This window comes from Opitutus terrae PB90-1 (assembly GCF_000019965.1).
GTDB classification, from domain to species: domain Bacteria; phylum Verrucomicrobiota; class Verrucomicrobiia; order Opitutales; family Opitutaceae; genus Opitutus; species Opitutus terrae.
Map to the genome: position 1 here is coordinate 2867032 of NC_010571.1, position 26746 is coordinate 2893777.

Genomic DNA, 26746 nt, shown 5'->3' on the forward strand with positions numbered 1-26746 from the left:
TTTCGCGGGCGGGCGAGCGCGTCGGCGGCGCGAAACGCTCACGCGTTCCGTGCCGGCTCCCGCTACGAGCGGCGCTTCTGCCGTGCACGCGTGCGCGCCGCCTTCTTGGCTCCGCGGGAGCGGGTCGGCGACGGCTTGCGCCGACCCTGGCCGACTGCGGTGTCGCGCTGCGCCTTCTTTCTCGTGGCGGACGAGGTCTTGCCTTTTTTCGGCGTGCCGAGCTTCACGCCGGAACGGCGCGCTTCGGAGAGCCCGATCGCGATCGCCTGCTTCCGCGATTTCGCGGTGCCTTTGCCGCGCTTCAGCTGGTGCATCTCTTCGCGGACGAACTCGCCCGCCTGCGTGCTGGGTTTCTTTCCGGCGCGCGCATCGCTTCGCGCCCGTCGTTTGGCAGTTTGAGTTGGCATAATGGGACTTCTCCTTTGATGGCACGGTAGTTCCGGGGCGACTCACCTGCCATCCGGCGAAGTCCGGACGCGGAACAAGGGATTTGCCGCACGCGCCGCAGCATTCGACTTGGCGGGCCGGCTCGGCCGCAACGTGGGGCAAGCGCGTTGACCGATCGAAAACAAAGGTAAGTCGTGACACGGTGAGCGTCGCCGGAGTGCAGCGACTGCGCGGTCGGCAACCCATCGGCGAATCGGCGCCTTGGTGGCAAACGTTCTGGCGTTGCGCCGCGTGAATTCACAACTTCGCGCCCGCATGCACACTTTCCCTTTTCTCCCTCCGCTTCTCGCTCTCGCCGCCGCTCTCAACCTGCCGAGCGCGGTGGCCGCGGAGGCGGCCGCGGCGCCCGCACTGAAGACGGCTGCGGACAAGCTATTTCTCGTCGGCGCGGCCGTGGGACCGGGCCACACTTCCGGGCGCGACAAATCCGGCGTCGCAGTGATTGAGCAGCATTTCAACACGATCACGCCGGAGAACGCGATGAAGTGGGAGCGGATTCACCCGAAGCCCGGCCGCTACGATTTCAAACTGGCGGACCAGTTGGTCGAGTTTGGGCAAAAGCGCGGGATGTTCATCGTGGGCCACACATTGATGTGGCATTCACAAACGCCGGCGTGGGTGTTCGAGGATGAGGCCGGCCAGCCGATCTCCCGCGAGGCGCTGCTCGAGCGCCTGCGCGAGCACGTCCGCACGGTCGTCGGTCGTTATCGCGGCAAGGTCCACGGTTGGGATGTGGTCAACGAGGCCATTCGCGACGAGGATGGTACGCTGCGCACCGACAAGCCGTGGTATGCGATCCTCGGCGAGGAAGGCGTGTTCGCGGCGTTTGCGGCGGCGCACGAGGCGGATCCGGACGCGGAGCTCTACTACAACGATTACTCGCTGGACAATCCGGTGAAGCGGGCGGGCGTGATCAAGCTGGCGCAGGCGATCCGCGCGCGCGGGCTGCGGATCGACGGCATCGGTTCGCAGGAGCACTGCCTGTTGCACTGGCCCCAGATCGAAGCCGTGGACCAGACCTACGCGGACCTGAAGGCGGCGGGGTTCAAGGCGATGGTCACGGAACTCGATGTGAGCGTGCTGCCACGACCGGGCAACTACACCGGCGCAGAGGTGTCGCGGCGTCAGGCATCCTCGCGCGACATGGATCCTTACCGGAAGGGTTTGCCGGCGGCGCAGCAGCAGGCGCTGGCGCAGCGCTACCGCGAACTTTTCGCCGTCTTTGCGAAGCATCACGACACGATCCAGCGGGTGACGCTGTGGGGTGTTTCGGATGCGGACTCCTGGCTCAATGGCTGGCCGATTCGCGGGCGCACCGACTACGCGCTCTTGTTCGACCGCGAGGATCGGGCGAAGCCGGCCCTGGCAGCCGCAGTCGACGCGCTGCAAACCGCGCAGCGATAGCGCGCGTCGCGCCGAACCGTCGCAGATCGCGACCCGTGGGTGCCGGCGCTGGCCGCCGCGGCGGCCTTTTCAAACGCGCGGGCATGCGCTAGGGTCGCGGCATGCCGCATCGCGCATTCACCATCGAAGAAGTGGCGGAGTATCTCCACATCAGTCTGGCTGACGTGGAACGGCTGGTGCAGCGGGACGAGATTCCGCACCGTACGCGCGGCGGCCGGACCCTTTTTCAGCGCGGCGAAATCGACGCGTGGGCGTCGCAGCGGATCATTGGCATGCCGGACAAACGGCTCGATGCGTACCACGCCAGATCGACGGCGGGGGCGCGAGAGGTGTTTCAACACGATGCGCTGATGCCCGAGTTGCTGCAGCCGGGCTACATCGACCTCGCGCTGCCGTCGAAAACGAAGGCATCGGTGATCCGTGACATGGTCGCGCTTGCGGCGAAAACCGGCCGGGTGTTCGACCCGCGCGAATTCCTCACGAGCGTGCAGAAGCGCGAGGAGCTGTGTCCCACCGCGATGCCCGGCGGCCTCGCGTTGCTGCACGCGCGCGAGCACCAGCCGTTCCGGTTCGAGGGCTCGTTTCTCGTGATTGGTCGGACGGTGCAGGCGGTGCCATTCAGCGCGCCCGACGGGCGGCCGACGCAGCTGTTCTTCCTGATCTGCTGCGAAGACGAGCGGATTCACCTGCACACGCTGGCGCGACTCTGTCTGCTGGTCTTGAAGACCGACGTGGTGAACCAGCTGTTTGCGACCGAGGATCCCGCCGTCGCGTTTGAAGCGGTGATCGCGGCGGAAAAAGCCGTGCTGCCTGAGCCGGGCGCTTCCACCTCGGGATAGACGACGCACGCAGCTACGCTCACGCGTTCCCCCACAGGCAGTGCCTTGAGGGCAAGGCGCTCCACCTCGACCCGCTGGTTTGCCTTCAGTCCGATTCCGCGAGGATCACGGTTTGGCCGAGTTCGCGATCGGATGCGGGCCAGCGATGCGACGCACCATCCAAGGTCGCTTCGATTGCATACTCGAGCGCCGGGTGCTCGGCGCCGAGCGCGGGTAGCTCGGCTTCGTAAACGCGCCGCGCCACGTGCCGCAGCGGCACCGTGCGATACGTCGGCTCGCCGACCCAGCGCCAACGGAGCGATCCGTCAGTCTCGGGTTTGGTCGAGACCAGCAGCACGCGGATCTTGAGCGACTCGCCGGCCGGCGCGGCGGTGCGCACCGTCGGCACAATGATCCGCGCCGGGCCGGCGTAGTCGCGCGTTGGCCAGGCGGCGAGCGGGAGATCGTAGCCGAGCAACTGGACCAGTTGGTGGTCGTGCTTTTCGAGCAGGCGCTGGTGCACGCGACTGCGCTGTTCGAGGTTCGCGAGCGTGCCCAGTTCACCGACGTTCGATGCGCCGGCGATTTCGGTGCGGAGCAATTCGGTCCAGAGCGTAGCGAGTCGGATGCGCAGCGGGAGCGCGTGCTTTTCCACGCGTTGCTGCGCCGCGCGCACATCGGCGAGGGCTCCGGCGGCGCTCATCTCGCGGTCCAGCGCGCCGGCGGTGCACCCGATCTCGGCAATCAGCCGCATCGACCTGAGCTGGTTCAGCCAGTAGTCGAAACGTGCGAGGTTCGCGGAACCGCGCACCTGCGGGCGCAGCGATTCGAGCCGGCCGACAAAAGCGTAGTCGGCCGCCACCTTCTCCCACGGTTCGGGATTTCGGCGAATGTCTCCGGGACCGTCGATCCACTGCGTCGGCATCGGCAATGCGACCCCATCGATCGAAGCGAAAAGGTCGCCGATGGCCGTCGCGGCTTCCGGGCCGAAGTTGGCGCGAGCGAAGTCGCGATAGAACTCCCGCACCGGCATTGCGCGATCGATCGGCGGGCGCGGCCGGCCCGGAAGCTCGTCGGCCTCGAAATCGCCATGCACGGGACCGCCGCAATTGATGCGTCGCGCGAAGGCGCTGTTGCCGACGGTTGTCGTCCCTTCGAGCTCGATCGCGGCGATCGCCGGTTCACCCGTGATGGGGGTGAACTCCAGCAGTAGCCGAGCTTCGGTGATTTTGACGTCGTGAAATTCGAACCAGAGGGCGCGGTTCTTCCCCTGCGTCGCGGAGACATCCAGTCGGTTGATCAGCGTCTCGCCGTTCAGCTTCACCGCGAACACGCGCGCGCCGGGGGCGGCGTTCTCGATTTCGCTGAACCCAAGCCGTACGGTGTAGCTTCCGCTCGGCACGAGCAGATCGTAGGCGGCCATGCCGATCCGGTTGCTCGCAAACGGATTCACGCCTGACACGCGCTCGCCATCGATCGGCTCGTCGGTGCGGACGGCGCGGCCGCCGGTCGCACCGGAGGTGGTCAGCGGCGGAATGCGCGTCGCATCGAAATCGTCCGGAATCCACGGCTGCTCCCACGCGGCGACGGCGAGCGCCGAGATTTGCGGAGCAAGAATCTGCGTTCGCCAGTGAATTCCGATCAGCCCGGTGCAGCCCAGCCGGAGGGCGTCGGCGGCATCGTAGCGCATGCGGCCGGCCCAGAGCTGTGGACTGGTGAGGTTGCCATCGTTTTCGAGCCACGGAATCGCCCAGCGCGGACGCTCGCTTAGGTTGGTGAACGCGCGCTCGATCGCGACGTGGCCGACCGAGGAGTTGATCGCGCTCATGGGCGAAGCGGGCGGCAGGAGCCGGTCGAGGGCGGAGCGATCATGCTGTGGGCCGAGCACCCAGCCGCAGGTCGCGAGCGTTATCGGGTTCTTCAAGTCACGCAGCGCGGCGAGCGCCGCCTCGATATCGGCGGCGGTCTTGGCGAAATGCTCGGGCCGGTTGCCTTCCCACGTCCAGGTCTCGGGCGTCCACAGCCAGTAATAGTCCACCGGAGTGGCGCGCGTGATGCGGTCGAACATCGCGCGATAGATCTCGCGCGTCGTTGCCGGATCGTCGGGATTGCGGCCGCTGCGAACCAACCGGTCGCGCACGGCGCCGGGCAGCGTGAGCGGAGTCTCCGTGCCGATGCACGTGAGCACGCCGAGCCGGCGCGCCTCGGCGAATGCCGTGCCCAGCAAATCGGCGGCGCGGTTGAACACCACTGCGGCGGATCCCGGTGTCTGCGCGGCGAAGCTGGCGTCACGCATGACATCGCCGCCGAAGTCGTCGCGGTCGAACAGCTCCGCGGCGCCGCCGGTGAACTCGCTGGTCGGCACCGGCGCGTAAGCCCACCAGGATTGCCCGCTGCGACTGGTGGTGTGATACGACGCGCGGTAGGCCACGTCCACGCGGCCGTGTTGATCGAATTCGCCGGGCCCTCCGATCCACACGGTCGGTTCCGGACCGACCTGACTCTCGGGATAGGTGTGCAGGCCGAGGAAGTTCATGCGCAACTTCGCGAGCTGGCCGACGTGCGCGAGATAGTCGTCGCGATTCCACCAGTCGGGGCCCTCAGCAAAATCATGAAACGGCTGCAGTCCGCGCACGCTAAACAGCGGTCGCCCCTCCTCGTGAAATGGCTCGAAGTCGAGGAGCGCGCGCTCGTCGGGAATCACGTCGCCGTGCAGGTAGAATCGGACACCGAGTTTTTCCGCGAGCCGATAGACGCCGTAGAGCAGTCCGAGAGGATCGCCACCGACGATCCAAATCCGCGAGACGTCGCGCGAGCCTTCGGCCTGCAACCGATACTGCTGGGCCGCGAGCTGAGGGCCGGCGGGCCCATCGCGCAGGAGCGGTTGGGGGGCGATGCCGAGGACGAACGCGTGATCGGCAGGCGCGGTGGCCGCGGACTGGATTTTTGGCAGTTCGCCGCTGCAAACATAGACGTAACGCTGGAGCTCGCGGGCGGCGAAGCGTTCGAGCGCGGACGCGTGCGGATCGAGTGTGATGGTCCAGGTGGAATCCGGCCGCGGCGTCGGTGCGCCGGCTGCGGTCGTCGAGACGGCCGTGGTAACGAGGAGGGCGGCGACGAACCACGCGTTTCGGACGGAAAAGAAAGCGCGACTGCGGGGCATGGGAGGAGCGGACAGCGGTTTTAGCGGGAGGACAAGCGCGGGATCCCCGACCAGCGGGCCGCGATCGGAAGCTGCAAACGCGTGCCGATTCACGGGCAGGCGCACGCGACGCTTGCGTTCGTCGCAGGCCCTTTCTTCGCTTGGTCCACCCATGAAGATCACCGTTCTAAGCGATGGCGGCTGGGGCACGGCTCTGGCCTCGGTTTTGTGCGACAACGGCCATGCGGTGACGCTATGGGGCCCGTTTCCCGACTATCTGGAGGAAATGCGGCGGACGCGGCGGAACGAGCGCTTCCTGAAAGGCATCGAGCTGCCGCCGGCGCTCGTGCTGGAGGCGGATCTGGCGAAAGCCTGCGCCGGTTCCTCAATCCTCGTGCTCGCCGCACCGAGTCAGTTCATGCGCGGCATGCTGACCAAGCTGCGGGACGTGCCGCGAGAGTCCGACGTCATTTATCTCAACGTGGCCAAGGGCATCGAGACCGACACGTGCAAGCGGATGAGCGAGCTCGTGGCGGAGATTCTGGGCAGCGTGCGCTACGCGATTCTCTCCGGTCCCAGTCACGCCGAGGAAGTCGCGCGGCGTGTGCCGACGGCAGTGATGACCGCGTCGAAGGACGCGGAGGCTGCGATGACGGTGCAGTCGGTATTCATGAACCAGTATCTGCGCGTCTACACCTCGGACGACGTCGTCGGCGCGGAGCTGGGCGGTTCGTTGAAAAACGTGCTGGCGCTGGCCGCGGGCGTGCTCGACGGGATGGGGATGGGCGACAACACGAAGGCGGCACTGATGACGCGCGGCATCGCGGAGATGGCGCGACTCGGCGAAGCGCTCGGCGGTCGGCACGAGACGTTTTCCGGGCTGAGCGGAATCGGCGATCTGATCGTGACGTGCAGCAGCCGCCACAGCCGCAACCGCCATGTCGGTGAAGAGCTCGGCAAAGGTCGGAAGCTGGAGGAGATTCAGCGCGAGATGGGCATGGTCGTGGCCGAGGGCGTGAAGACCGCGGACAGCGCCTATCAGCTTGCGCGGCGGACGAACGTGGTCACGCCGATCATCGACGAGGTCTACACGAGCCTTTATCAGGGGAAGGATCCGCGCCAGGCGGTGCGCGACCTGATGCTGCGCGATCCGAAACCGGAACTGCCCCGACGGACGGCGTAGGCGCGCGGGCGGACGATCGGCAGGAGCAGCCGGGATAGCGCAATTGGGGCGGCCGAGACGGCCGCGCTCCCACGCAGGCGTCGCCGGAAGGGCCTCTAGCCGGCGGCGCCACGCTGGGTCGGGAGGGCGGCGAGGATGGCGCGGACCGGATCGGCCACCTTGCCGCGTTGCCAGGCGAGCAGAAGTTCCCATTTCACGGCGGAATCCTGCAGCGGGCGGAAGACGATGCCGGGCACTTTCATGCTGCGCGCGTAGTCGGGCTGCAGCAGGACGGCGCCCTCGGTGACCACCGTCGCGAGCGCGTGCGTCAGACTCTCGGCATCGAGCACGAACCGCGGCCGGAATCGCGCGCGGCGGCAGAGCTGGACGATCCATTGATTATGGCCGGGCATGTCCCGTTCGTCGGCGCCGACGAAGAGTTCTCCGCGCAAATCGGCCAGCGCGAGGGTGCGGCGTCCGGCCAACGGGTGTGTGTCGGCCACGGCCACGAACACTGGCAGGAGCGCCAGCCGGCGGACGAAAAACTCGCGCGAAAGGAACGCGCCGGCGTTGCCGAGCAATGCCAGATCGATCTCGCCGCGACGCAGCGCGCCGATCTGTTCGCCGGGCGAAAGGTCGAGGAGCTTCACCTTCACCTCGGGGTGCGTGCGGCGAAGCGCAGCCAGCGCGGGATGCAGATATTCCGCGGCCGCGGACATGAGATAGCCGATCCGCAGATCGGAGCGTTGACCGCGCGCGAGCCGGCGGGCCTCCCCCAACGCGGTCTCGAAACGGCCGAGCAGCGGCCGCATGCTGTCGTGCAGCGCGTGGCCCGTCGCGGTGAGCGCCACCCCGCTCGCGCTGCGTTCGAAAATGCGTCCGCCGATCTCGTGCTCGAGCGCGTGCATCTGGCGGCTGAGCGTGGATTGCGACACGTGCAGCCGTTCCGCGGCCTTGTTGAGGCTGCCCTGATCGACGATGGCGAAGAACGAGCGGAGGAGGTCGAGGTTCACGCGCCGCCGAGGTTATGCGCGGCGCGCATTACGGCAAGCCGCTCCGCGCACTATGCCGGCGGCGGCGCGCGGAGTATTGTCGTGGCATGCAAAAACACCCCCGACTCCAACTTGCCCTTCGCTGGACCGCGCTGCTGGTAACCCTCGTGGGCGTGGGCATCTGGGCCGGCACCGGCGCGCGGCTCGGCTGGACGCAGACCAGCGTGGTCGCCATGCAGCGCGATGACGTGACGGGCATCGATTACCCGGTCCGGCAGCCTGCGTTCATCGCTGGCGTCGAGGTGCCGCTGGTGGCGACGGCCGCGGCCATGAGCCTGGTCGCGGCGAGCTTTGCGCTCCGCCGCCGCGCGCAACGCGCGGCATAAGACACTCCAACCGATCAATTTTTATCCAACCATGAAAACCACACTCCGCTCCTCTTTCCTCGTCTTCGCCGCTTTGCTCGGTAGCTCGGCGATCGTCACGCAAGCCGCGCACCGCGCGTTTGATTTCAAGGACCCGAAAGGCGTCAACCACGTCCAGTTCCAGCTCGACGCGCCGCTCGAGTCGATTACCGGCACGGCGAATGGCGTCTCGGGCTCGGTCTCGTTCGACGCGGCGGATCCGCTCGCGACGAAAGGCCGGATCGTGCTCGCGGCAAACACGCTCACCGTCGGCAATCCGATGATGACGGATCACCTCCGCGGCGCGCAGTGGCTGGACGCGGCGCAGCATCCAGAGATCGTGTTCGAAGCGGACCGCGTCGCGAACGTGCAGACGCAGGGAGCACAGACGCTGGCGGACGTCGTGGGCCGGCTCACGGTGCGGGGTGTCACCCGCGAAGTGACCGTGCCAGTTGCGTTCACGTATCTGGCGGACAAGCTTGGCGCGCGGATGAACGACCCGAAACTCAAGGGCGACCTACTGGTGATGCGGGCAACGTTTCAGATCAACCGAAGTGACTTTGGTATCCAATCCGGTCAGATGACCGACAAGGTTGCCGAAACGATCCATCTCTCGCTGAGCATCGCGGGCGCTTCCCCGCAGGCCTGACGTTCCCACCTGGCTCAATTGGATAGCGGCCACATTCCCCGGAACCAGTCTCCCGCCGGCCGTTCGGTCAGGCGGGACTGTTTCATTCACTACCACCAATCAAGGAATCATCATGAGCGTTCGTGTTAAAATCGTTTTTCACAGTGTGTATGGGCATATCCACCAGATGGCCGAGGCGATCGCGGCCGGCGCGCGCGAAGTGCCCGGCGCTGAAGTGGAGTTGCTGCAGGTCGCGGAGACTCTCTCGCCGGAGATTCTGTCGAAGATGGGAGCTCTCGAAGCGAAGAAGGCGTTCGCGCACGTGCCGATCGCCGATCCGAAAAAGCTCGGTGAAGCCGATGCCGTGATCTTCGGCAGTGGCACCCGCTACGGGAGCGCGACCGCGCAGATGCAGGCCTTCTTCGACGCGACGGGTTCGTTGTGGGCGAGCGGCGCGTTGGTCGGCAAAGTCGGCAGCCTGTTCACGTCGACCGGCACGCAGCATGGCGGGCAGGAAACGACGATCTTGAGCATGATGACCTTTTTGCTGCACCAGGGCATGGTCGTGGTCGGCGTGCCGTATGCGGAGCAACGGCTGTCGTACATGGACGCGCTCAGTGGCGGCGGCCCGTATGGTGCTGGCACGATCACCGGTGGCGACGGCAGCCGGATGCCGAGTGAAAACGAGCTTGGGATCGCGCGCTATCAAGGCCGGCACGTGGCACAGATCGCGGCCAAGCTGGCGGCGAAATAGGCGCGCTGGCTTTGGGCGGTAGGCGCTAAGCTTAAGGCCGGAGGCGGCCGCGCTGCCACGCACGAGTGATCGCAAGAACGAAGGGCGCAGCAAGCTGCGCCCTTCGGCTCTGGACTCTCAGCTCTCGGCTCCGGACTGGTTATCCAAAGTCCTCGACCGGGAGCAGCAACGACGGGCCTTTGACGGCGGGCAGCTTGCTGATCGCAGTGACTGCTTTGTCCATCGCGGCGCGTTGCGCGATGTGCGTCATGAGGATCAGCGGCACCGTTTCGCCTTCGTGACCTTCGGGTTGAACGATCGAGGAGAGGCTGAGCCCCGCCTTGCTGATGATGGCGGAAATCTTGGCGATCACGCCGGCGCGATCGAGCACGTTGAGCCGAAGGTAGAATCGCGAACGGGTTTCGGCGTAGGGGATCACCTTGCCGTCGCGCGCGTGGGCGACGAAGGGCGGTACGCGCTGCGGTGTGCCGTGCTTGCGATCGAGCGCCGCGTCGGCGATGTCGCTCAAGATGGCGCTTGCGGTGGCGTCCTTGCCGGCGCCGCGTCCGTAATAGAGCGTATCGCCAATCGGCGAACCGGACACGAAGACCGCATTGAACACGTCGTTGACGCTGGCGAGCACGTGTCCGTCCGGCACCAGCGTGGGACTGACTGAGACGCTGATCCGCGGGCCGGAATTTTTCTTGCCGGATGCAGGCGGCGCCATGCGGACCATCCCGAGGAGCTTGATGGTGTAGCCAAGTTGAGCCGCGAAACGGATGTCGAGCGGGGTGAGCGAACGGATGCCCTCGACGTGGATATCGTGATGGTCGACCCAGAAGCCATGCGCGAGCGAGGCGAGGATGCCGATTTTGTGCGCGGCGTCGTGGCCGTCGACGTCGAGCGTCGGATCCGCCTCGGCGTAGCCGAGCCGCTGGGCGTCGGCGAGCACGTCGGCGAAAGCCGCGCCTTCGCGCTTCATCCGGGTGAGAATGTAGTTGCAGGTGCCGTTGACGATGCCGTCGATCCGGTCGATGCGATTGCCGACCATGCTTTCGCGGAGGACCTTGATGATGGGAATCCCGCCGGCGACGCTCGCCTCGAAGTAGAGGCTGGTGTTGTGCTTGCGCGCGGCGGCGAACAACTCAGGGCCGTGCGCGGAGATCAGCGCCTTGTTGGCCGTGACGACGGCTTTGCCGCGCTCGAGTGCGGCGAGGATCATGGTCTTCGCGATCCCCGTGCCACCGACGAGCTCGGTGACGATGTGAATCTCCGGATCCTCGACCACGTCGCGCCAATTCAGCGTCATCAGCTTCTCGGTGATCGGGTAGGGGCGGGGCTCGTCGAACGCCTTCACCGCCACCTTGCGGATCGCGATGCCCACACCGATGCGCGCCGTCAGCAGCGCGGAGTTTTGCTGCAGTGCGTGAAATACGCCGCTGCCCACCGTGCCGCCGCCGATCATGCCGAGGTTGAACTGATTCATAGGGACGCCGAGCAAAGGGGCTGAATCGGTGGGCGACAACTGCGTTTCGCGGCTCAACACATACAGCGCAGCGGCAGGAGAGGCGGAACACCGGGCGGCGCGCGACCGAGCGGTCGCTAACTTGTCGCCAGCTTCCCGAGGAAGTGACGAGGTAGGTTAGATGGTCGGGCGCGACCGCTGCGCCGCGAATCGCAAGCGGCGGGCCCGGTCCGCTCCGCGCCGCGAGTACCTCTGGTCGTCGCGGCGGTCCCGCGGCCGCGGGACCGCCCTACCTCGGCGTGCTTCTTCGGTATGAATCAACAGGTGCCGGTTCTCTCCTGTGCGCACACCGCCGGGCTCAGCGAGCCCGGCTACATCGTTCTTCAACCGCGCTGACGGTCTTCCGCCGACATGTCGGGCGATGACGCCGCGGAGGCGTTTCCGGGCGGAGGCGTGCCCTTGCGTTGCCGGACTGCTTCGCGAAGCAGATACTCGACCTGGCCGTTGACGCTGCGCAGTTCCGCCGCGGCCCACGCCTCGAGCTCGCGCCATAGCTCGGGGTCCATGCGCAGGAGAAAGCTCTTTTTGGGATCGGCGGACATCAGACGTCAAAAACGAAGCGTCAGCATAGCGAACGTGGCGCTCAGGCAAGCACCCGCCCGCCGGATCCGGCGACCGATCGATATGACCGAGCGGCAGCCGGCGCGAGGTGAGCGACAGACAGCGCCATCGCAGGTCAGTGGTAGAGCGTGCCGGTGTTGATCACGGGGTGGGCCTCGGATTCGCCGCAGAGCACGACCAGGAGATTCGAGACCATCGCGGCTTTGCGCTCTTCATCGAGTGCCACGACCTTCTTGCTCGAGAGTTCGTTGAGCGCCATCTCGACCATGCTGACGGCGCCTTGGACGATCTTCTGGCGCGCAGCGATGACCGCCTCGGCCTGTTGGCGCCGGAGCATCGCCTGCGCGATTTCCGGCGCGTAGGCGAGGTGCGTCAAGCGCGCCTCCTGCACCTCGACGCCCGCGCGGCTAAGCCGCTCCTGCAACTCGCGAAGCAACGCGGCGGAAACTTCCTCACCGCCGGCGCGCAACGTGAGCTCATTGTGCTCGGCGTCATCGTAAGCGTAGCTGGTCGCCACGTGCCGCACGGCCGACTCGCTCTGGACCACGACGTAGTTTTCGTAGTTGTCGACGTCGAACATCGCTTGCGCGGTGTCGCGCACGCGCCACACGACCACGGCGGCGATCTCGATCGGATTGCCGCGCTTGTCGTTCACCTTGAGTTTCTCGCCGTTGAAGTTTCGGGTGCGAAGCGAGATTTTGAGTTTTTGGTAGAACGGATTGGCGAAGAGGAACCCCGTTTTGCGCACGGTGCCGCGATAGTCACCGAACAGGAGTAGGACAGCCGCGCTGTTGGGCTGCAGCATGAAGAACCCGCAGGAGCCGATGATCGCGACGATCAGCAGCAGCACGCCGAGCACGATCGCGGGCCCGCGCAGCACGGAAACTCCGCCGATGATCAAGCCGATCGACGCGAGGTAGAGAAGCAGGACGACAAAAAGCGCCGGCCAGCCGGAAGCGGCGAGAGCCGGTTTTTCCTGACTGACGGCGCGCTGATCGGGAGTGGGGTGGGTTGCTGAAGTGCTCATGGTAGGAAGCGTTATCGGAATGATATCACTCCGATATAGCGTCAAGCCAAGAAGCTGCGGGAGAGGGGGCTACAGCCTGTGAAATAGGAACGTGAAGCGGGGCAGGTGCAGATGAGGGCGCCCACGCTCCCGCGCAAGCGGGACTCACCGGCGGGATTGCGACATCGCGACCGAGCGCATGCGGGGCGCTCGTTCTCCCACGCCAGCGGTGACTCGAGCCGCAGGTGTGCGCCCCGAAATTCGGGGCGCGGAATTCGGCTCTGCGCGATGCGGAGCGCCGCGCTACACGCCCCAAACCTTGAAGTCCTTCAGGATCGAGCCGCCGACGAATTCGCGGAGGATGGAGTTGTCCGGCACCCACTCGGCGTCAATCGGCAGAAACCATTCCAGGTAGGCGAGCAGTCGCCGCGCCTCGACATATTCCGGCGTGCCCGGTTGGACCTGGCGAAGGATCGGTTCGGCGAACGGACGCAAAACTGACAGTTCGTAAGCGAGCGCGGAGTTGAACATCACGTTCGCGTTCTCCTGGAACGGAAAGATGTGCAGTTTCTCGCCGCGGCGGACCGATTCCCAGCGGCTGATCGTGGCGCGGGCGTCGTAGCCGCGATCGCGCGCGTCGCGCACGATGCGGCGAATGAGCCGGGTGTCCGTCGTGGAGACGCGATTGTTGCTGTCGAGGTTCAGCTGGGTGAGCGCCGAGGCGTAGACCTGGAACGATTGTGCGGCGAGCGCCGGCGGAATCAGCCGCGGGTTCAGCCCGTGGATTCCTTCGAGAATGATCAGCTGGCCGGGGCGCAGCTGCACATTTTCGCCGGGATACTGCCGGCCTTCCTGGAAGCTGTAGCGCGGCAGCTGCACCTCTTCACCCGCGAGCAACCGCTGGAGGTGATCCGCGAGCTGCGTGAGCCGCAGCGCGTCGATGGTTTCGTAGTCGAGTTCGCCGTTCTTGTCGCGCGGCGTCTCCGTGCGGTCGACGAAGTAGTTGTCCAACTCGAGCGCGAACGGCGCGAGCCCGAGCGTGAGCAATTGCACCGCGAGCCGGCGGGAGAACGTGGTCTTGCCGGAGGAGGACGGGCCCGAGATCAACACGAGCCGCGCTTGCTTGCCGCGATCGGCGATCTGCCGCGCGATCTGGGCGATCGTCTGCTCGTGCAGCGCCTCGGATACGAGGATGATTTCGCGGCTGCGACCGGCTTGGATCGCATCATCCAGCGCGCCCACGTGACCGATCCCCAGACGCTCAAGCCACGCGCCGTATTGGCGGAACGAAGCCAGCAGCTTCGGGTGGTGCGTCATGTCGGGGAGCTTGTCCGGCGTGTGCTGACGCGGGTAGCGGAGGGCGAACCCGCCGTTGATGGCGACGACGTCGAACCATTTCAGATAGCCGGTGGACGGCACCATGTAACCATGCCGGTCGTCGAAACGCTCGCCGAGTTGATACAGCGTGATGGTGGGCTTGCGGCGGTGCCGCATGAGTCGGGATTTGTCGGCCTGCTTTTGCCGATCGAAGTGCGCAATCGCCTCGGCGAGCGTCACCTCGTGCCGGTTGAACGGCAGGTTCTCGCCCACGATGCGCCGCATATCGGCTTCGAGCGCGGCCAGCTCCGCCGAGGTCAGCGGCGCGCGACCGCGAATGTTGCAGAAGTAGCCGCCGGACGCGAGCGAGTGATCGATCAGCAACGTGGCTTCCGGATAGAGCCGCGAGAAGGCGTAATCCAAAAGATACGTGAGCGAGCGGCGGTAAATCCGGGCGCCGTCCGCATCGGCCATCGTGACTGGCCGGACCCTCGCCTCGAGATCGATCGCGTGAGCCAGGTCGAAGAGCTCACCGTTGACCACGACGCCCACGAGTGGCGCCGGCAAGTCGTCCGCGATCGGGGCGAGGAGGACCGCGGCCGTGGCTCCCCGTGGGCCGCGCAGCGTGCGGCCATCAGGGAGATGGACTTCGATCTCGGGACTGGATTCGACAAACCGACTTTGAGTCATGGAAAAAGCTGGAGATTACAGGCGTTCTCGCCGCGGAAGTCCAAACGGAATGACGTCGCGGAAGACTAGGCTTGCGCCGCGCCGCGCAGGGACGCGCGGCGAAAAACCTGAAGGCGCAAAGCAGCAGAGAACATCGCTCTTTTCATCGGCGCGCCCGCGTCGGGGCTGAAGTCTAACCCGAGTTCCCGCCGCCCGAACCCAGCACGATCCTTCCGCGCCGGCAGCGGCGAGTAGGCACGGCCGGCGTGGGACCGAGCGAATTCGCTGAATCAGGAGTAGAGCGTGAAGCCGTGCCGCACGGCGTAGGCGGCCAGCCGGGCGCTGTTCCCGACGCGGAGCTTGCGGAGGATGTGGCTGCGGTGCGTTTGCGCGGTGTTGCGCGTGATGCCGAGCCGCTGGCCGATTTCCTCGTCACTCAAGCCATGGCCGATGAACGACAGCACGCGTCGCTCGGTGTCCGAAAGAAGTTTGTCGGCGGACTGTTGATCGCGCCGGTGTGCGCGCTGCGCCGCTTTGAACGCGGGAGAGAAATAGGTGCGGCCGCCGGCGATGTCGGCGAGAGCGTCCCCCAACATGCTCACCGTGCTGGAGGTTTTATCAACGAAACCCTCCACGCCGACGCGTTCGACCTCGTGCACGGTGTGGGCGTCCACGTGACAGGAAAGCACGACGGTCTTCATCGTCGGAACCGCTGGGCGCACCACGCGAGCGACCTCGAGCCCGGACAGATCCGGCAGCGAGAGATCGAGCAGCAGCAACTCGGGCCGGAGCTTCACAATCAGCTGGAGCGCTTCGAGGCCCGAGCCCGACTCGCCAACCACTTCGTGACGCAGCTGCCGGGAGCACGCCTTTCGAATCACCTCCCGAAACATCACGTGATCTTCGAGGATGAAAATCTTCATGAATGCACGGAATCCACCTTCAGCGGCGCCATCGGGGATATACTTAAGAACAGGTATTTACAGGAGTTGTCACGCGGAAATGACTCGTATCGCCTCACGTCATGCGCGCGCGAAATTCATCCCGCTCCGGTTGGGCGATCGAATGAAAACGCTCCCGGCTTCACGCGTCATTCGCCTCTTCGCGCGCCGCGTTCATTCTGGTTCGTTGCCAGTCGCCGGTGGGTAAGTGGCTCTTGAGTATCCCGGAGAAACCGGGATGGACCACCTGCCCACCGGCGCTCATCGCGACGGGCGACGCGCGGTGAACTGAGCGGACCCCATGCGAGTGCACGTCTGCGCTCGAGACGGGTGCCGGACTTTCCGGCCGAGCTCAGCCGCAGCTGCGGAAAGAGCGCGAGCGGCACTGCTCGGGCGGCCCGATGCAGTTGGACTTCCTTTCGCGGCATCGGCCCACCAAGTGGTGAAGCCCGATGTCCTCAGCGGGCTTCGAGTGAGTCTCTCTCAAACCAGCCCACGAGGACGTCTGAGTCCACCGTTGAATCTACTCCCGGCTAAGCGCCCAGCGGCGGGGTGACTTGCGACAGCCTTAGGGTAAACCCCCTACGTTGGATTTTACACAGTGCTTACAGCTGACGTCCGGTTTGTAAAATCGCGTTACTTGCTGCTGGTAATAAGAAACTTACGATCTGATAGGGCGAAGGCTGGTGGCGCCACTTTTTACATTTGGCACGGCGGTGATCGTAAAGATCGAAAAGGTGCCGAGTTAGCTCGGCGTCGTGATTCGCTATGGTGCAACTTTCGTTGCGGGCTGGGCCGTACTGGCGCGCGGAGTAGCAATGCTCCTCGCGCTGGCGGCCGGCTCTGCCTCGTTGCACGCAGCGGCTGCAGCGGCTGCCGCCGAAGAAGAATTGCCGGTGGCGACGCCGGTGGAGATCGGTCGCGAGACGCGCCTAACCCGCGTCGAAGCGCCGCGCTCCAAGCTTTCGCCTCGCGCCGCTCTCGCTGCCGCCCGTGCGGTGGCGGCGCAGGTGCCGGGTGCGAAGGTGAGCACGGTGATGCCTTCTGGCAGCATGCGCCCGATGTTCAACGAGCGTGCCTTTCTCGTCGCGGAGCCCGTGCGCTATGACGACCTGGACGTGGGCGACATCGTCACCTTCTGGCACCCGAAGCGCCAGCGCGTGATCGTGCACCGAATTCTCGAGAAGCGTTCGGCCGGCTACTGGACCAAGGGTGACTTCAACGACCGGCCGGACGATATGTATGTGAAACCCGAGCACCAGGTGATGCGGGTGTTTGCGATCATCTACGCGCGCGAGGATGGCAACTCCACCACGCGGACCGCCGGGGCCGCGGCCAGCAGCACGCATCTCGCGCCGCGGTGAGCTCAGCGAAGCTGCGAGGACCGCGAATCGTCCGTCCACCCCGACAGCGAAACGGCGGCGCTGTAGTTTGACTCCTGCCAAGTCGGCCGACGCTGCGGCCGGTAGAGTCGACCGGACTTGGGACTGTCGTCCTGCGTGTAGATCCACAGCTCGCTGGCGTCCCAGGTGATGATTTCGTCGCGGCAATCGCCCGTCAGATCGAGCACGGCATTCGCCAGCTCCGGGTGACCGTCGGCGGGAAAAACAAGCACGCGGCGACCGCGACCATCGAAGAGTCCGCCTTCGGTGACATTCGTGGAGAGCAGAAAGAATTCCTCACTGCGTCCGGTCCAGTTGACCGGCAGCATCATGCTTCCGTGCTGGGCCGGCTCGAAGCTGAGCACCGGATCGCCCCGTGCGTCGAAGAGGTGCACGATGCCTTGGTTGCCCCAGAAGTTGATCGTATAGGTTTCGAGTCCCGGCAGATCGTCGCGGAAGTTGGCGGTGACGGGATTTTGCACGTGCCCGACGAAATGCTGCCGTAGGATTTCGCCGTTGGCGCTCAGGAACACCATGCCTTCGTCGCTCGCGGCATTGATCAACACGGGCGGAGTCGAGGGATTCAGGTCGAGATCGATGACCGCCACGCCGTCGGCGTGATCCTGCAACCGATCCTCGCGGCTCCAGAGCACGCGGCCATCGTCGTCATAGAGCGAGTAGCCGAGGTAAATTTCATCCCGTCCGTCGCCGTCGATATCCTGCGGATGCGGATAGTGCCCGAGATTGCCACGTGCGCTCCACAGCAGTTCGAGCTGCTCGTTATAGACCCAAAAATGTTCGTAGCGGTCCTTGAGGAAAATGTCGCGCGGCGAGCTGAGCCCGCGAACGTTGACGATCGCAATCGCGTCGCCGAGGACGTGAGGCGTTCGGTTGTACGGCGCGCGGGCGCGGTTCGGCGGAGTCGCGATCTCGCGCAACGTCCGGCCGGTGGCGCCATCCGCGACGATCAACCGCTGGCCTTTCGCGTAGACCACCTCGGCGCCGGCGCGGCCATCAAGATCGGCGATCTGCACGGCGACGTCGTTGGTGAGCACGTCGTTCCAAGGATCGGGTTCGCCCACCTGCCAGAGCTGGCGGCCATCGAGCGAGACCGCGGTGAGGCAGCCGACCTCGCTGTTGCGATCTTTCGGGCCGTGGCGTTTCACCTGCACGAAAAGCAGATCCGTCACGCCATCGCCGTCGAGATCGCCGAAGCGCAGTTGTCGGCCCGTGCCGAAGCCGTCGGTTGCGATCTTCCGCCAGGGCCGTGGCGGCGGATTCGCGGCTTGGAGCCGGGCCACGATTGCGTCCTCCGTGGCGCGAGCGGCGCGAAACGCCGCCGCGCTCGCCCGGTCGGCGGCGACGCGCACGTGCCGGTAGAGTGTTGGGCGATCGGCGAGCAGTCCGACTTTGCCGGCGGCGAAGGTCGTGTCGGTGGCCGCCAGTCGCACGCGGTTGTTCAGCGTAGCGGTGAGGTTTGAGCCTTGCACGGTGACGGTCGCGACGAGTTCCTCGCCGGGTTCGACGTTCACGGTGGCGTCGGCGAGGATCACCTCGCGAGCCGTGCGAAACGAGTCGGCGTGTTGCACGGATTTGAGGAGGGCCCGACCGGCACGCACGCCGAAGAAGTAGTAGCAGCGGTCGTTTTGATAGCGGAACACGATGCCGCTCTGGGCCTCGCCGGCAGCGGGCGTGAACCGGACGGTCAAAGTGTAGTCCTGCCACAGGGGATCGCCGGCGATCACGAGCGGGTGCGTGTAAGCGGCTTCCTCCGCGGTCGAGGTGTAGGTCTGCGCGAGAGCGACACCCTCGCGGTCGCGAAGGGCGCGCCAAGCGCGTTGTGAACCGTTGCTGCGGAAACACGAGACGGCCCAATTCCCCCGCGGCGCTGTTGCCGGGAGATAGTGATATTCCGCGTGCGCACCCACGACATCGCTCGAGATCAATCCCGTCAGCGTCGAAAAATCGTCCTCGAACAGCACGGCCTCAGCGGTACGTGCGCCGAGCGGCAGCGTGGCCGTGGTGAGCAACAGCGTGGCGATGAGATGAGCGCGAGCGAGGGGAGCTTTCATGCGAGGCGAGGCCGATCGTCGCCGGTTGTGAGGTCGCGCGCGGAAATCGGCAATAAAAAGGGCGCCTCCGCAGAGGCGCCCTTGCCTGTAAACCTGCGACTGAGCTTAGAACGAGTAGCGCGCGCCGACGGCGATGGTGCGGCTGAACAGCGACGTGCCGAAGTTGTGCACGGTCGCACCGTTCTCGCCGTAGTAACTCTGATAGAGCTCCTCCGTGAGATTGGTCGCATCCACCGTCATCGTCAGCCGATCCGTGACGCGGTAGCTGAGCTGGAAGTCCAGGCTCGCTTCCGGCCGACGGTAACGGCCCAGCGGATTCGCGAACAGCGCCGCTTCGTAATCGTAGAGGAAGGCCTCGCGCCAGACATACGAGAGCCGCGCGCCGACCTTGCTGCGCTCGTAAGCGAGCGTGATGTTGTAGGACGAATCGGAGACGCCGAACATGGGACGATTGAGCGTGCCGGTGACGCGGCCCTGGCTGTCGGTGATCGGAATGTCCTGCGACGAGTCCAGTGACGTGTAGCTGGCCTGCACGCCGAAGCCTTGGAAGATTCCGGGAAGGTCCGGGAAGTAGACCAAGCCGACCTCGTAGCCTTCGAGTTCGCCGTTGGAAGCATTGTCCGGCTGGCTGAGGATGTAGTCGTACGGGCCCGTGTCGCCGGGCGCGGTCGCGGTCACGCGGCGGCGGAAGTCGACCACGAAGCCGTCGATCTCACGCTTGAACAAGCTGATGTAGATCGCGTTGCTGCGGGTCTTGTTGCCACCGAAGTAGTATTCCAGCGCCAGGTCGTAGTTCTTCGACTGCGTCGGACGAAGGTTCGGATTGCCACCGGACGCGGTACCGTAACCGATGTTCGTCACGTCGCGCACGTACGTGATATTCGGATTCAGCTGGTTGAAGTTCGGCCGGCGGAGTGTTTCCGCGTAGCTGGCGCGGGCGATCAGATCGGGCGTGATCTGGAAGCGCAGCGAGCCACTCGGGAGGAGCTTGGACTTCTTCTCCGAGGCCGAGCCGGCGCCAAAGGACATGTCGGTCTTCACGTTCACGTAGCGTGCGCCGACCTGGCCGTCGAGCCGGTGACCAGAGAGGAAGGTCTTGAAGTCTCCGCGGACGTAACCGGACATGTTCTTCTCGGTCACGTTGAAGTTCTCGACAAGCGGCAGCTTGGTCCGGTTGTAGAGACTGCGATAGTGGTCGGCGTCGTTGAAGATCGCGAGGCCGTTCGGCACGATCCAGCTGCTGGGCACGCCGGCGCGGCCGTCGAAGAAGCCGCTGTTCACGTGGTAAAGCTCGGGGAAATCCGTCAGCGGACGGCCCAAGCCTGGCGAATCCTGACGGCGTTCCGCCTCGGAGGCTTCGCGATCGTCGTAACGGAGGCCGAACTTGATCGAGCTGAGGAACTCGATCTTCGGCGTGTATTCGCCGTCCGCGGTCCACGTGACCGCACTGCCTTCGTCGCGGTCACCGTTGTCGTAAAGCTGCGCGACGTTCCACAGGCTGGGCTGGGTCATGTCGCTCTCGTTCACCGTGGTGGCGGGATCGTCGATGAAGTGGAAGGCCGGGATGCCGCTGCCGTTGTTGAAGTTCACCGAAATGGCGCGGTGCACGCGATCGGCGCGCATGGCGAAGAACTCGGTGTCGAACTCGCTCGTCTGGTAGGTCAGGGCGGAGCGCAGCTTCAGCGCGTCGCTGATGTTCCACTTGCCGCTCAGGGTGTTGATGTAGGTGTCGGTCTTGCTGGCGGTCGCATCACCGCTGGTGAAGCCGTAGACAAACGGCGTCCACGCGCGGGACTGCACGATGTTCGTGCCGGGATAGAGTTCGACCGGACCATGCGGGCCACCCCACCAATCGACGAACGAGAAGAACAGGTTGTTGAACGAGGTGTTGTCGTAGCCGAAGTAGAACGATTCGAACGTGTATTCCGCGTCCTTCGAGGGCGCCCACTGGAGCGCGATGTTGACGGCGGGCCGCTTGCGCGTGCCGGTGAAGTCGTTTTGGAAGACCGCGTCGCGCGCCAGGACGTAGGGCACCGCCACGCCGTTGATCTGCAGCGTGGAGTTCGGGGCGGTCGGCAGACCGCTGTCGAGGCCCGCCTGCCAGATGGGATTCTCCGCCACGCCGCCGCGGGTGGGGAAGATGCGTTCCCACGGCACCCACGTGACGCCGCCGGTCACCGCGCCCGCGCCCGTGACGAACGGCACCTGCGCGCCGGCCGTGACGTTTTGGTCGCGATAAGGCGTCTCGGCGTACGAGATATTGACCAGCGCGCCGACCTCGCCGCCGTTGGCGGTTTTCCAGCGGTTGCTGAAGAGCGCGCTGTAGTTCGGCCCGATCTTGTCGCGCTGTTCCTGGTAGATCCCGCGGGCGGCGAGCGCCACACGGCGGCCTTCGAAGTCGAAGGGCCGGTGCGTGCGTACGTCGACCGAGCCGGCGATGCCGTTTTCGATCAGGTCCGACGAGCGGGTTTTGTAGACGTCGACGCGGGCCAGCAGCGTGGTCGGGATGTCCTGCAAGGCCATCGCCTGACCGGACGAGATGAACATATTCTGGCCGTTCAGCGTCGTGTTGATGTCATTCAAGCCGCGGATCGAGACGGTGCCGATTTCGCCGGCGCCGCGATTGGTGACCTGAATGCCGGTCATGCGCTGCATCGACTCGACCAGGTTGTTGTCCGGGAACTTGCCGATGTCTTCCGAGACGATCGAGTCGACGATTTGGACGGACTCGCGTTTGATGTCCAATGCCGCCGTCAAGCTGCTGCGGAAGCCGGAGACGACATAGGTGTCGAGCTGGACGACGTTGTCGTCGGTCGGGGTCGCGGCGGGCGCAGTGGGCTGGGCTTGGCCCAGGGTCACGCCGGCGGCGAGCACCAACAGGACAGCGAGAGCGTTACCGGCGGTTTTCCTTTTTTGAGCAGGAAAACTCCGGGACGTGCGTGGTGAGTTTGGGGTCATAAGCACAGTATCTTGGCGGAGTTGCGTGGTGACATGTCAAAAGGCCGCGCCTCGCGAGAAGGCGGCAAGCGCGACCGGGATTGTTGCTTCAGCCTTACATGCGCCAACCGGGCGTAAAACCCGACACTCCGTAAGCGCGCTGCGGAAGCCGTCAGGCTGTGGCTAGGGTGGGGCGCGTTGCCCTCAACGCGCTTCAGCGGCTCGGGGCAAGCCGTTCTACTGCTCCGACCTCGACGCGAAGCTGCTACCCTGGGGACGCGACGCCCCCGTCGCGTCAGGCGGGGGTTCGAGGACACTCAGGGGCAGAGTGACGGCCCCGGGGTGGCATGAGGCCCAGGAACGCGACGAGGGCGTCGCGTCCCCAGCGTCGGATCCTCAACGCTGCGTCTGCAGTGCGTTGCTCAGTCCGGCCGCGCGAACGACACGATCTGGTTTTGCTCGCGGTGATTCGTCCAGAAATGCGTGCCGTCGAATGCGAGCGCGCGCGCGGCAAACGGGATGTGCGCGATGTCTTCGATCTTCGGGGTGGCGGGCCGTGGATCCACGCGCGTGAGCCAGTAGTCCGTGGTCTCCTCATCGTCCGTCGTCGCGAGATAGATGATGCCGTCGACGATCACCTGGCCGCAGATCCCGTGCGGGACTTGAATAATCCGCTCCACCTGTCCGTCTTCGCCGAGCGTCAGCACTTTCTTGGGATACCACTGGCTGACGTGCAGCCGCCGGCCGTCGTAGCCGAGCTGCGAGCCGGTGTCGTCGGGGCAGGGGAGGGCGAACTTGGGATCGAAGCCATGATACGGGATGCAACGCCGGATGATCCGGGTGTCGTCAGCGGTCTCGCCACAGAGCACGCGCAGTTCGCCGCCGAAGGCCGTCATCCCGTACGGCGTGCCGGGCGCGGCGATTTGCCAGCGGACGGCCCACGCGGCCGGATCGATCGCGAAAATCTGTTTTGTCTCGCGGGAGCCCATCCAAAGCAGCGCGCCATCCCACGCGAGGGATTGGGGCTTGGGGGCCGGCGAGGCGAGACGTTGCAATTCCTGAATCGTCTTCATGCGTTGGTGCTACGCCGTTGCGCGTCGCGGGTGAAGCGCGGAATCAGTGAAACGTGTCAGCGCGGCAGTTTGGTGGCCGCATCAGATTCAAACTGGGATGGTGAATCTCCCGAGTTTAGGTTTTGGGAGTGGAATCTGGATTGAACCCCAGATTCACCGGCGCATTGGGTGGTTTGGGCAAGGATTGTGGATTGGTGATGGGCGTCTCTGCTCCCACCGCCGTGACGGTCAGCGCGTTGACCCAGATCTGCCCGCGGCCCGCCAGAAACATTCCATAGTTGATCGCTTCAGCATCACGAGGCACGTCGAGGACGATGGAATACTCTTGCCAGTCGGTGGTGCCTTTCGGAGCCCGGTTGCGCATATTATCGAAAGCCAGAATATTCCCACGCCCTTTGCCGTCCACGCGCAGCCAGAGATGGGCGCCTTCATCTTGGACATCCTGGGTCTTCATCCAGCCACTGAGCCGAACGCGTTGCCCCCGATAAACGTCGGCGGCTGTCACCTGCATCATTCCGCCGAATCCCTCGGCAGTGGAGAGGTCGTTGGATTTCACGTAGGCGCTGGGCATTCCGCCCCACGGCTGCGTCTGGTCGACGCCGACGTCATAGCCCTTGGTGTTGTTGCCATTCTTGAACCAGCCGGGCGGGGCTTGGCGAGTGATGCCGGGCACCTCAACGGGCTCCGCTTTCGCCGCGACCGCCGTCGTCGCCGTTGCGGCGGTTGCGGTGCCTACCGCGGTGGTGCTGGCCGGGGCCGTTTTCAGCTCACGGATTTGATTCTCGAGAGCGCGGACCGTTTCGGTGGCACGGGCGTGTTCGGCGCGAAGGGAACCGAGTTCGCCGGCGAGGACGTTTGTCTGGTGGATCTGATAGCCGATGATGCCCAAGCCGGCGACGGCGGCGAGGGTGGCGGTGATTTTGGTCGTGCTCATGGTGGCGACAAAAACTGCGAGGAGAGAAGTGGTGCCGACGGTGCTCAAAGCCGCGTCCGCGATCGTGGTGGACAAGCCGCTCGGCACCAGCGCGCTGGCCGAGGAGGGCAGCAGGCCTGCGAGGACCGCGGCCGTGGAGTCGAAGCCACGGCGCTGGAGCTGTTCGCGGAGCTTGGACAAAGCGCGTTCCACCCGCATCCGCGCCGCGTTTTCCGTGCGGCCGCTGGCGGTTCCGATCTCGGCGAACGACTGATTCGAAAAATAGCGGGCGAGAATGGCGGAGCGATCCGGCTCCGCCAGTTCGCTCAACGCGTCGTCGAGCACCGTCTCGATTTCTTCCCACCGGTGACCGGACGGCGAAGGCGCGGTTGTCGTGCCGCGCTGGTGAGCTTCCTGTTCGCGGGCGGCCCGGTTGATTTGCGCGCGCATGAGGTTGTGGGTTTCGTAACAACAGCAGCGGTGCAACCAGCCCATTACGCTTGGGTTCTGCGCGACTCTCGCCGCCTTGCGGGCGAGCGCGATGAACACCGACTGCGTGGCTTCCTGCGCGAGGTGCGGATCGTTCAGCCGCCGAAGAGCGACGGCGTAAACGAATCCGATCCGCTGCCCGACGAGTTGCCGGAAGGCGGCTTCGTCCCGCTTGGTCGCGAAAGCATGAAGCAGGGAGGCATCGTCGTTCATCGTTCCACTTATCTATCAGCAGCCGATGGCAAAACCGCACACAAAAACCTGGAGCGGGCGATGAGGGTTATTTGGCGGTCGATTCGGTTTGGGAACGCCAAAAGGGGAGGGCTGAAAAAGGGGCATTGACAACCGGGCGTGCGGCCTTGTTTTTCGTCCCCTCATTCGCCCAGCTTGGGCTGGCGAAGCCACGTTGCCCGGTAGCTCAGTGGCAGAGCAGGTGACTGTTAATCACTTGGTCGCTGGTTCGATCCCAGCCCGGGCAGCCATTCGACTCCGGTCTCGCGTGGCTCGACCTTCGCTCATGGCAGGCCACTCGACGCGAGACCGGAGTCGAATGCCCTCAGCAAGCGCAGCGCGCCGAAGGGCTTTCGACGCTCAGCGGGATTGCGCGGTGTACCCGCTGGCCTTTAAGTCGCCTGCATGGTTGTCCACTTCGCAGAAGTGAATGCGCCAGCGCCTAATCCAGGCGAATACTGGGTCTACATTCTCGAGTCCTCGGACGGCGCGCTCTACGTAGGCCAGACGAACAACGTTCCTGAGCGCCTCCGCAAGCACGGGTACAGGATTGGCAGCAAGTTCACTCGCGATCATATCCGCCCGACCCTGGTGTATGTGGAAAGGCGAGCGACCCTGCAAGAGGCGGTGTCTCGCGAAGCCCAGCTCAAGCGTTGGTCCCGAGCCAAGAAGGAGGCCCTGATTCGCGGCGACGCGCAGTCCCTCCACCGCCTCAGCCGATCGCGCGACTGACTCAACCGAATGCTGGAATGCTCGGCGCCGTCCCGCTCCAACTCGCACAGCGATGTTCGGGTAAACCTTACGTTCGTAAGGTTAATCCAGTCAGCAAACAATGCCCACCGACCGCTCGGCGCGCCGCCAAGCAGCTTGGTCGCGCCCATTCGCTATTCGCGAATCACGAATAAGCGAGTCAGACCTACGCGCTCACGCCTTCTAGGAAAATCGACGTTCGATGGTGCTGGAGAAAATGTTTCTGGTCCGAGTTGAAGCCGCCAACCTGGGGTGGGTTGTCAGGATTGACGCCCATACGCCGGAGGGAATCGACGTCGGCGATGGGCGAGATGAGCGTTTCGCCGGAGTCAGCAAACGAGATAAAACCGCGGTCGAAAAGATGATCGATCGTTGGCGTGAGCAGCAGCCCGTTCCCGGCGGCCAAGCGCTCCTCGTTGTTCGATTCGCGCCACGGCTTGATGTGGCTGGCGATGAGGTGAACGGGGTTTGAAACCTGCGTAACCCGGCAGCGAGTTTCAAAGCGGCTGACGTTGATTTTGAAGCGCCCTTGGCCGAGACGCGATTTGATGAGCGCAGCGCGCTCGGTTTGGGGCAGCTCCGATGATTCGATCTTTCGTTCCTCGATCTGCTCCCACTCGTCGATTCCAGGCAATTCCACCTCAATTTGGTTTCCGTCACCCAACTCGGCGACGTGTCCGGCGGGGACTACGAAGCCGATCCGGTCTGCCACGATATGTCCGAGCACATCGGGGATGGCCGCGAGATAGACCGCCTGACGGCCGGTGCCATCGGCGTTGAGCGGAGAGTGGCGAACTCCGATGTAGGGCCCGATGTCATCGAGGACGAAGTGCGGCTGAACCGGGTTAGCCGCCGTGAGAAAATCAACGTCAACTCGCCACCCGATCACATCCCACGCGTTACCAATGTGACCGAATTCGTCCGGCCGTGGCGACGTGTAGCAGTGGGTTTTCGCCGTGCCGGCGCCGCGGATCAGTCCGTCCGCGTAGGAGAAAACAACGTCACCCGGCCGAACCATGCGCATGCAATCATAGAAAACATTTCGCGCGCCATCCTTCCGCCGCTTCGGCGACCAGATGTAGCCGCCACGAAATTCGTGCCGGAAGGTCTGTTTGTGATTCACCCACCAGAATGCCACCAGAGCAAATCG

At 65.0% G+C, this 26746-nt stretch carries 21 protein-coding genes and 1 tRNA gene; 9 read left to right on the forward strand and 13 right to left on the reverse strand.

Annotated elements, in window-relative coordinates; translation table 11 throughout:
* Positions 1-62: 62 nt before the first annotated feature.
* Complete coding sequence (locus tag OTER_RS11270) at positions 63-407, reverse strand: DUF6496 domain-containing protein (protein ID WP_012375046.1); 345 nt, start codon at positions 405-407, stop codon at positions 63-65.
* 295 nt (positions 408-702) lie between these two features.
* Here OTER_RS11270 and OTER_RS11275 point away from each other — a divergent pair, with 295 nt between their 5' ends.
* Together OTER_RS11275 and OTER_RS11280 are read left to right on the forward strand one after the other, a co-directional pair.
* Positions 703-1851, forward strand: a complete 1149-nt coding sequence (locus tag OTER_RS11275) for an endo-1,4-beta-xylanase (protein ID WP_012375047.1) — start codon at positions 703-705, stop codon at positions 1849-1851.
* Between the two features lie 101 nt (positions 1852-1952).
* On the forward strand, positions 1953-2690 hold the full coding sequence (locus OTER_RS11280; RefSeq protein WP_012375048.1) for a PTS sugar transporter subunit IIA: 738 nt from the start codon (positions 1953-1955) through the stop codon (positions 2688-2690).
* 85 nt (positions 2691-2775) lie between these two features.
* Here OTER_RS11280 and OTER_RS11285 read toward each other — a convergent pair whose 3' ends face one another.
* Positions 2776-5832, reverse strand: a complete 3057-nt coding sequence (locus tag OTER_RS11285) for a malectin domain-containing carbohydrate-binding protein (protein ID WP_012375049.1) — start codon at positions 5830-5832, stop codon at positions 2776-2778.
* Positions 5833-5983: 151 nt separating this feature from the next.
* Here OTER_RS11285 and OTER_RS11290 point away from each other — a divergent pair, with 151 nt between their 5' ends.
* Positions 5984-6994, forward strand: coding sequence for an NAD(P)H-dependent glycerol-3-phosphate dehydrogenase (locus OTER_RS11290; protein ID WP_012375050.1), 1011 nt, complete (start codon positions 5984-5986; stop codon positions 6992-6994).
* A gap of 95 nt (positions 6995-7089) precedes the next feature.
* On the opposite strand, the gene OTER_RS11295 is transcribed toward OTER_RS11290, so the two are convergent.
* The gene (locus tag OTER_RS11295) at positions 7090-7986 is read right to left on the reverse strand and encodes a LysR family transcriptional regulator (protein WP_012375051.1); all 897 of its coding nucleotides are present in this window, start codon (positions 7984-7986) and stop codon (positions 7090-7092) included.
* An 86-nt stretch (positions 7987-8072) separates the two neighbouring features.
* Here OTER_RS11295 and OTER_RS11300 point away from each other — a divergent pair, with 86 nt between their 5' ends.
* The 3 genes from OTER_RS11300 to wrbA all read left to right on the forward strand — a co-directional run bounded on the left by OTER_RS11300 (position 8073) and on the right by wrbA (position 9751).
* Entirely contained in the window at positions 8073-8351 is a 279-nt protein-coding gene (locus tag OTER_RS11300; protein ID WP_044891720.1) for a hypothetical protein, read from the forward strand.
* 31 nt (positions 8352-8382) lie between these two features.
* Positions 8383-9018, forward strand: a complete 636-nt coding sequence (locus OTER_RS11305) for a YceI family protein (protein WP_012375053.1) — start codon at positions 8383-8385, stop codon at positions 9016-9018.
* Between the two features lie 112 nt (positions 9019-9130).
* On the forward strand, positions 9131-9751 hold the full coding sequence (gene wrbA, locus OTER_RS11310; protein WP_012375054.1) for an NAD(P)H:quinone oxidoreductase: 621 nt from the start codon (positions 9131-9133) through the stop codon (positions 9749-9751).
* Between the two features lie 139 nt (positions 9752-9890).
* Here wrbA and OTER_RS11315 read toward each other — a convergent pair whose 3' ends face one another.
* The 5 genes from OTER_RS11315 to OTER_RS11335 form a co-directional block, all read right to left on the reverse strand.
* Positions 9891-11216 (reverse strand): homoserine dehydrogenase, encoded by a 1326-nt coding sequence (locus OTER_RS11315; protein WP_012375055.1) that lies wholly within the window; start codon positions 11214-11216, stop codon positions 9891-9893.
* Between the two features lie 362 nt (positions 11217-11578).
* Complete coding sequence (locus tag OTER_RS11320; protein WP_012375056.1) at positions 11579-11797, reverse strand: type II toxin-antitoxin system antitoxin; 219 nt, start codon at positions 11795-11797, stop codon at positions 11579-11581.
* Positions 11798-11931: 134 nt separating this feature from the next.
* A complete protein-coding gene (locus OTER_RS11325; RefSeq protein ID WP_012375057.1) occupies positions 11932-12843 on the reverse strand; it encodes an SPFH domain-containing protein in 912 nt (303 codons plus the stop codon).
* Positions 12844-13125: 282 nt separating this feature from the next.
* Entirely contained in the window at positions 13126-14829 is a 1704-nt protein-coding gene (locus OTER_RS11330; protein WP_012375058.1) for a nucleoside kinase, read from the reverse strand.
* A 269-nt stretch (positions 14830-15098) separates the two neighbouring features.
* Positions 15099-15731 carry a response regulator gene (locus OTER_RS11335; protein WP_012375059.1) on the reverse strand — a complete coding sequence of 211 codons (633 nt, stop codon included), beginning with the start codon at positions 15729-15731 and terminating at the stop codon, positions 15099-15101.
* Positions 15732-16567: 836 nt separating this feature from the next.
* On the opposite strand from OTER_RS11335, the gene OTER_RS11340 reads away from it, so the two are divergent.
* Complete coding sequence (locus OTER_RS11340; protein WP_012375060.1) at positions 16568-17113, forward strand: signal peptidase I; 546 nt, start codon at positions 16568-16570, stop codon at positions 17111-17113.
* Between the two features lie 2 nt (positions 17114-17115).
* On the opposite strand, the gene OTER_RS11345 is transcribed toward OTER_RS11340, so the two are convergent.
* From OTER_RS11345 to OTER_RS24120, 4 genes are all read right to left on the reverse strand, one after another.
* Entirely contained in the window at positions 17116-19203 is a 2088-nt protein-coding gene (locus OTER_RS11345; protein ID WP_012375061.1) for a rhamnogalacturonan lyase family protein, read from the reverse strand.
* Between the two features lie 105 nt (positions 19204-19308).
* Positions 19309-22077: a TonB-dependent receptor gene (locus tag OTER_RS11350; RefSeq protein ID WP_202796034.1), complete on the reverse strand. Its 2769-nt coding sequence runs from the start codon at positions 22075-22077 to the stop codon at positions 19309-19311.
* Between the two features lie 485 nt (positions 22078-22562).
* A complete protein-coding gene (locus OTER_RS11355) occupies positions 22563-23213 on the reverse strand; it encodes a hypothetical protein (RefSeq protein ID WP_012375063.1) in 651 nt (216 codons plus the stop codon).
* Between the two features lie 115 nt (positions 23214-23328).
* Positions 23329-24828 (reverse strand): RNA polymerase sigma factor, encoded by a 1500-nt coding sequence (locus tag OTER_RS24120; protein ID WP_012375064.1) that lies wholly within the window; start codon positions 24826-24828, stop codon positions 23329-23331.
* A gap of 194 nt (positions 24829-25022) precedes the next feature.
* Between OTER_RS24120 and OTER_RS11365 the strand changes: the two genes are divergently transcribed.
* Together OTER_RS11365 and OTER_RS11370 are read left to right on the forward strand one after the other, a co-directional pair.
* Positions 25023-25097, forward strand: a tRNA-Asn gene (locus tag OTER_RS11365).
* Between the two features lie 154 nt (positions 25098-25251).
* Positions 25252-25578 carry a GIY-YIG nuclease family protein gene (locus tag OTER_RS11370; protein WP_012375065.1) on the forward strand — a complete coding sequence of 109 codons (327 nt, stop codon included), beginning with the start codon at positions 25252-25254 and terminating at the stop codon, positions 25576-25578.
* Positions 25579-25762: 184 nt separating this feature from the next.
* Here OTER_RS11370 and OTER_RS11375 read toward each other — a convergent pair whose 3' ends face one another.
* Positions 25763-26719, reverse strand: coding sequence for an HNH endonuclease (locus OTER_RS11375; protein WP_202796035.1), 957 nt, complete (start codon positions 26717-26719; stop codon positions 25763-25765).
* Between the last annotated feature and the right edge of the window lie 27 nt (positions 26720-26746).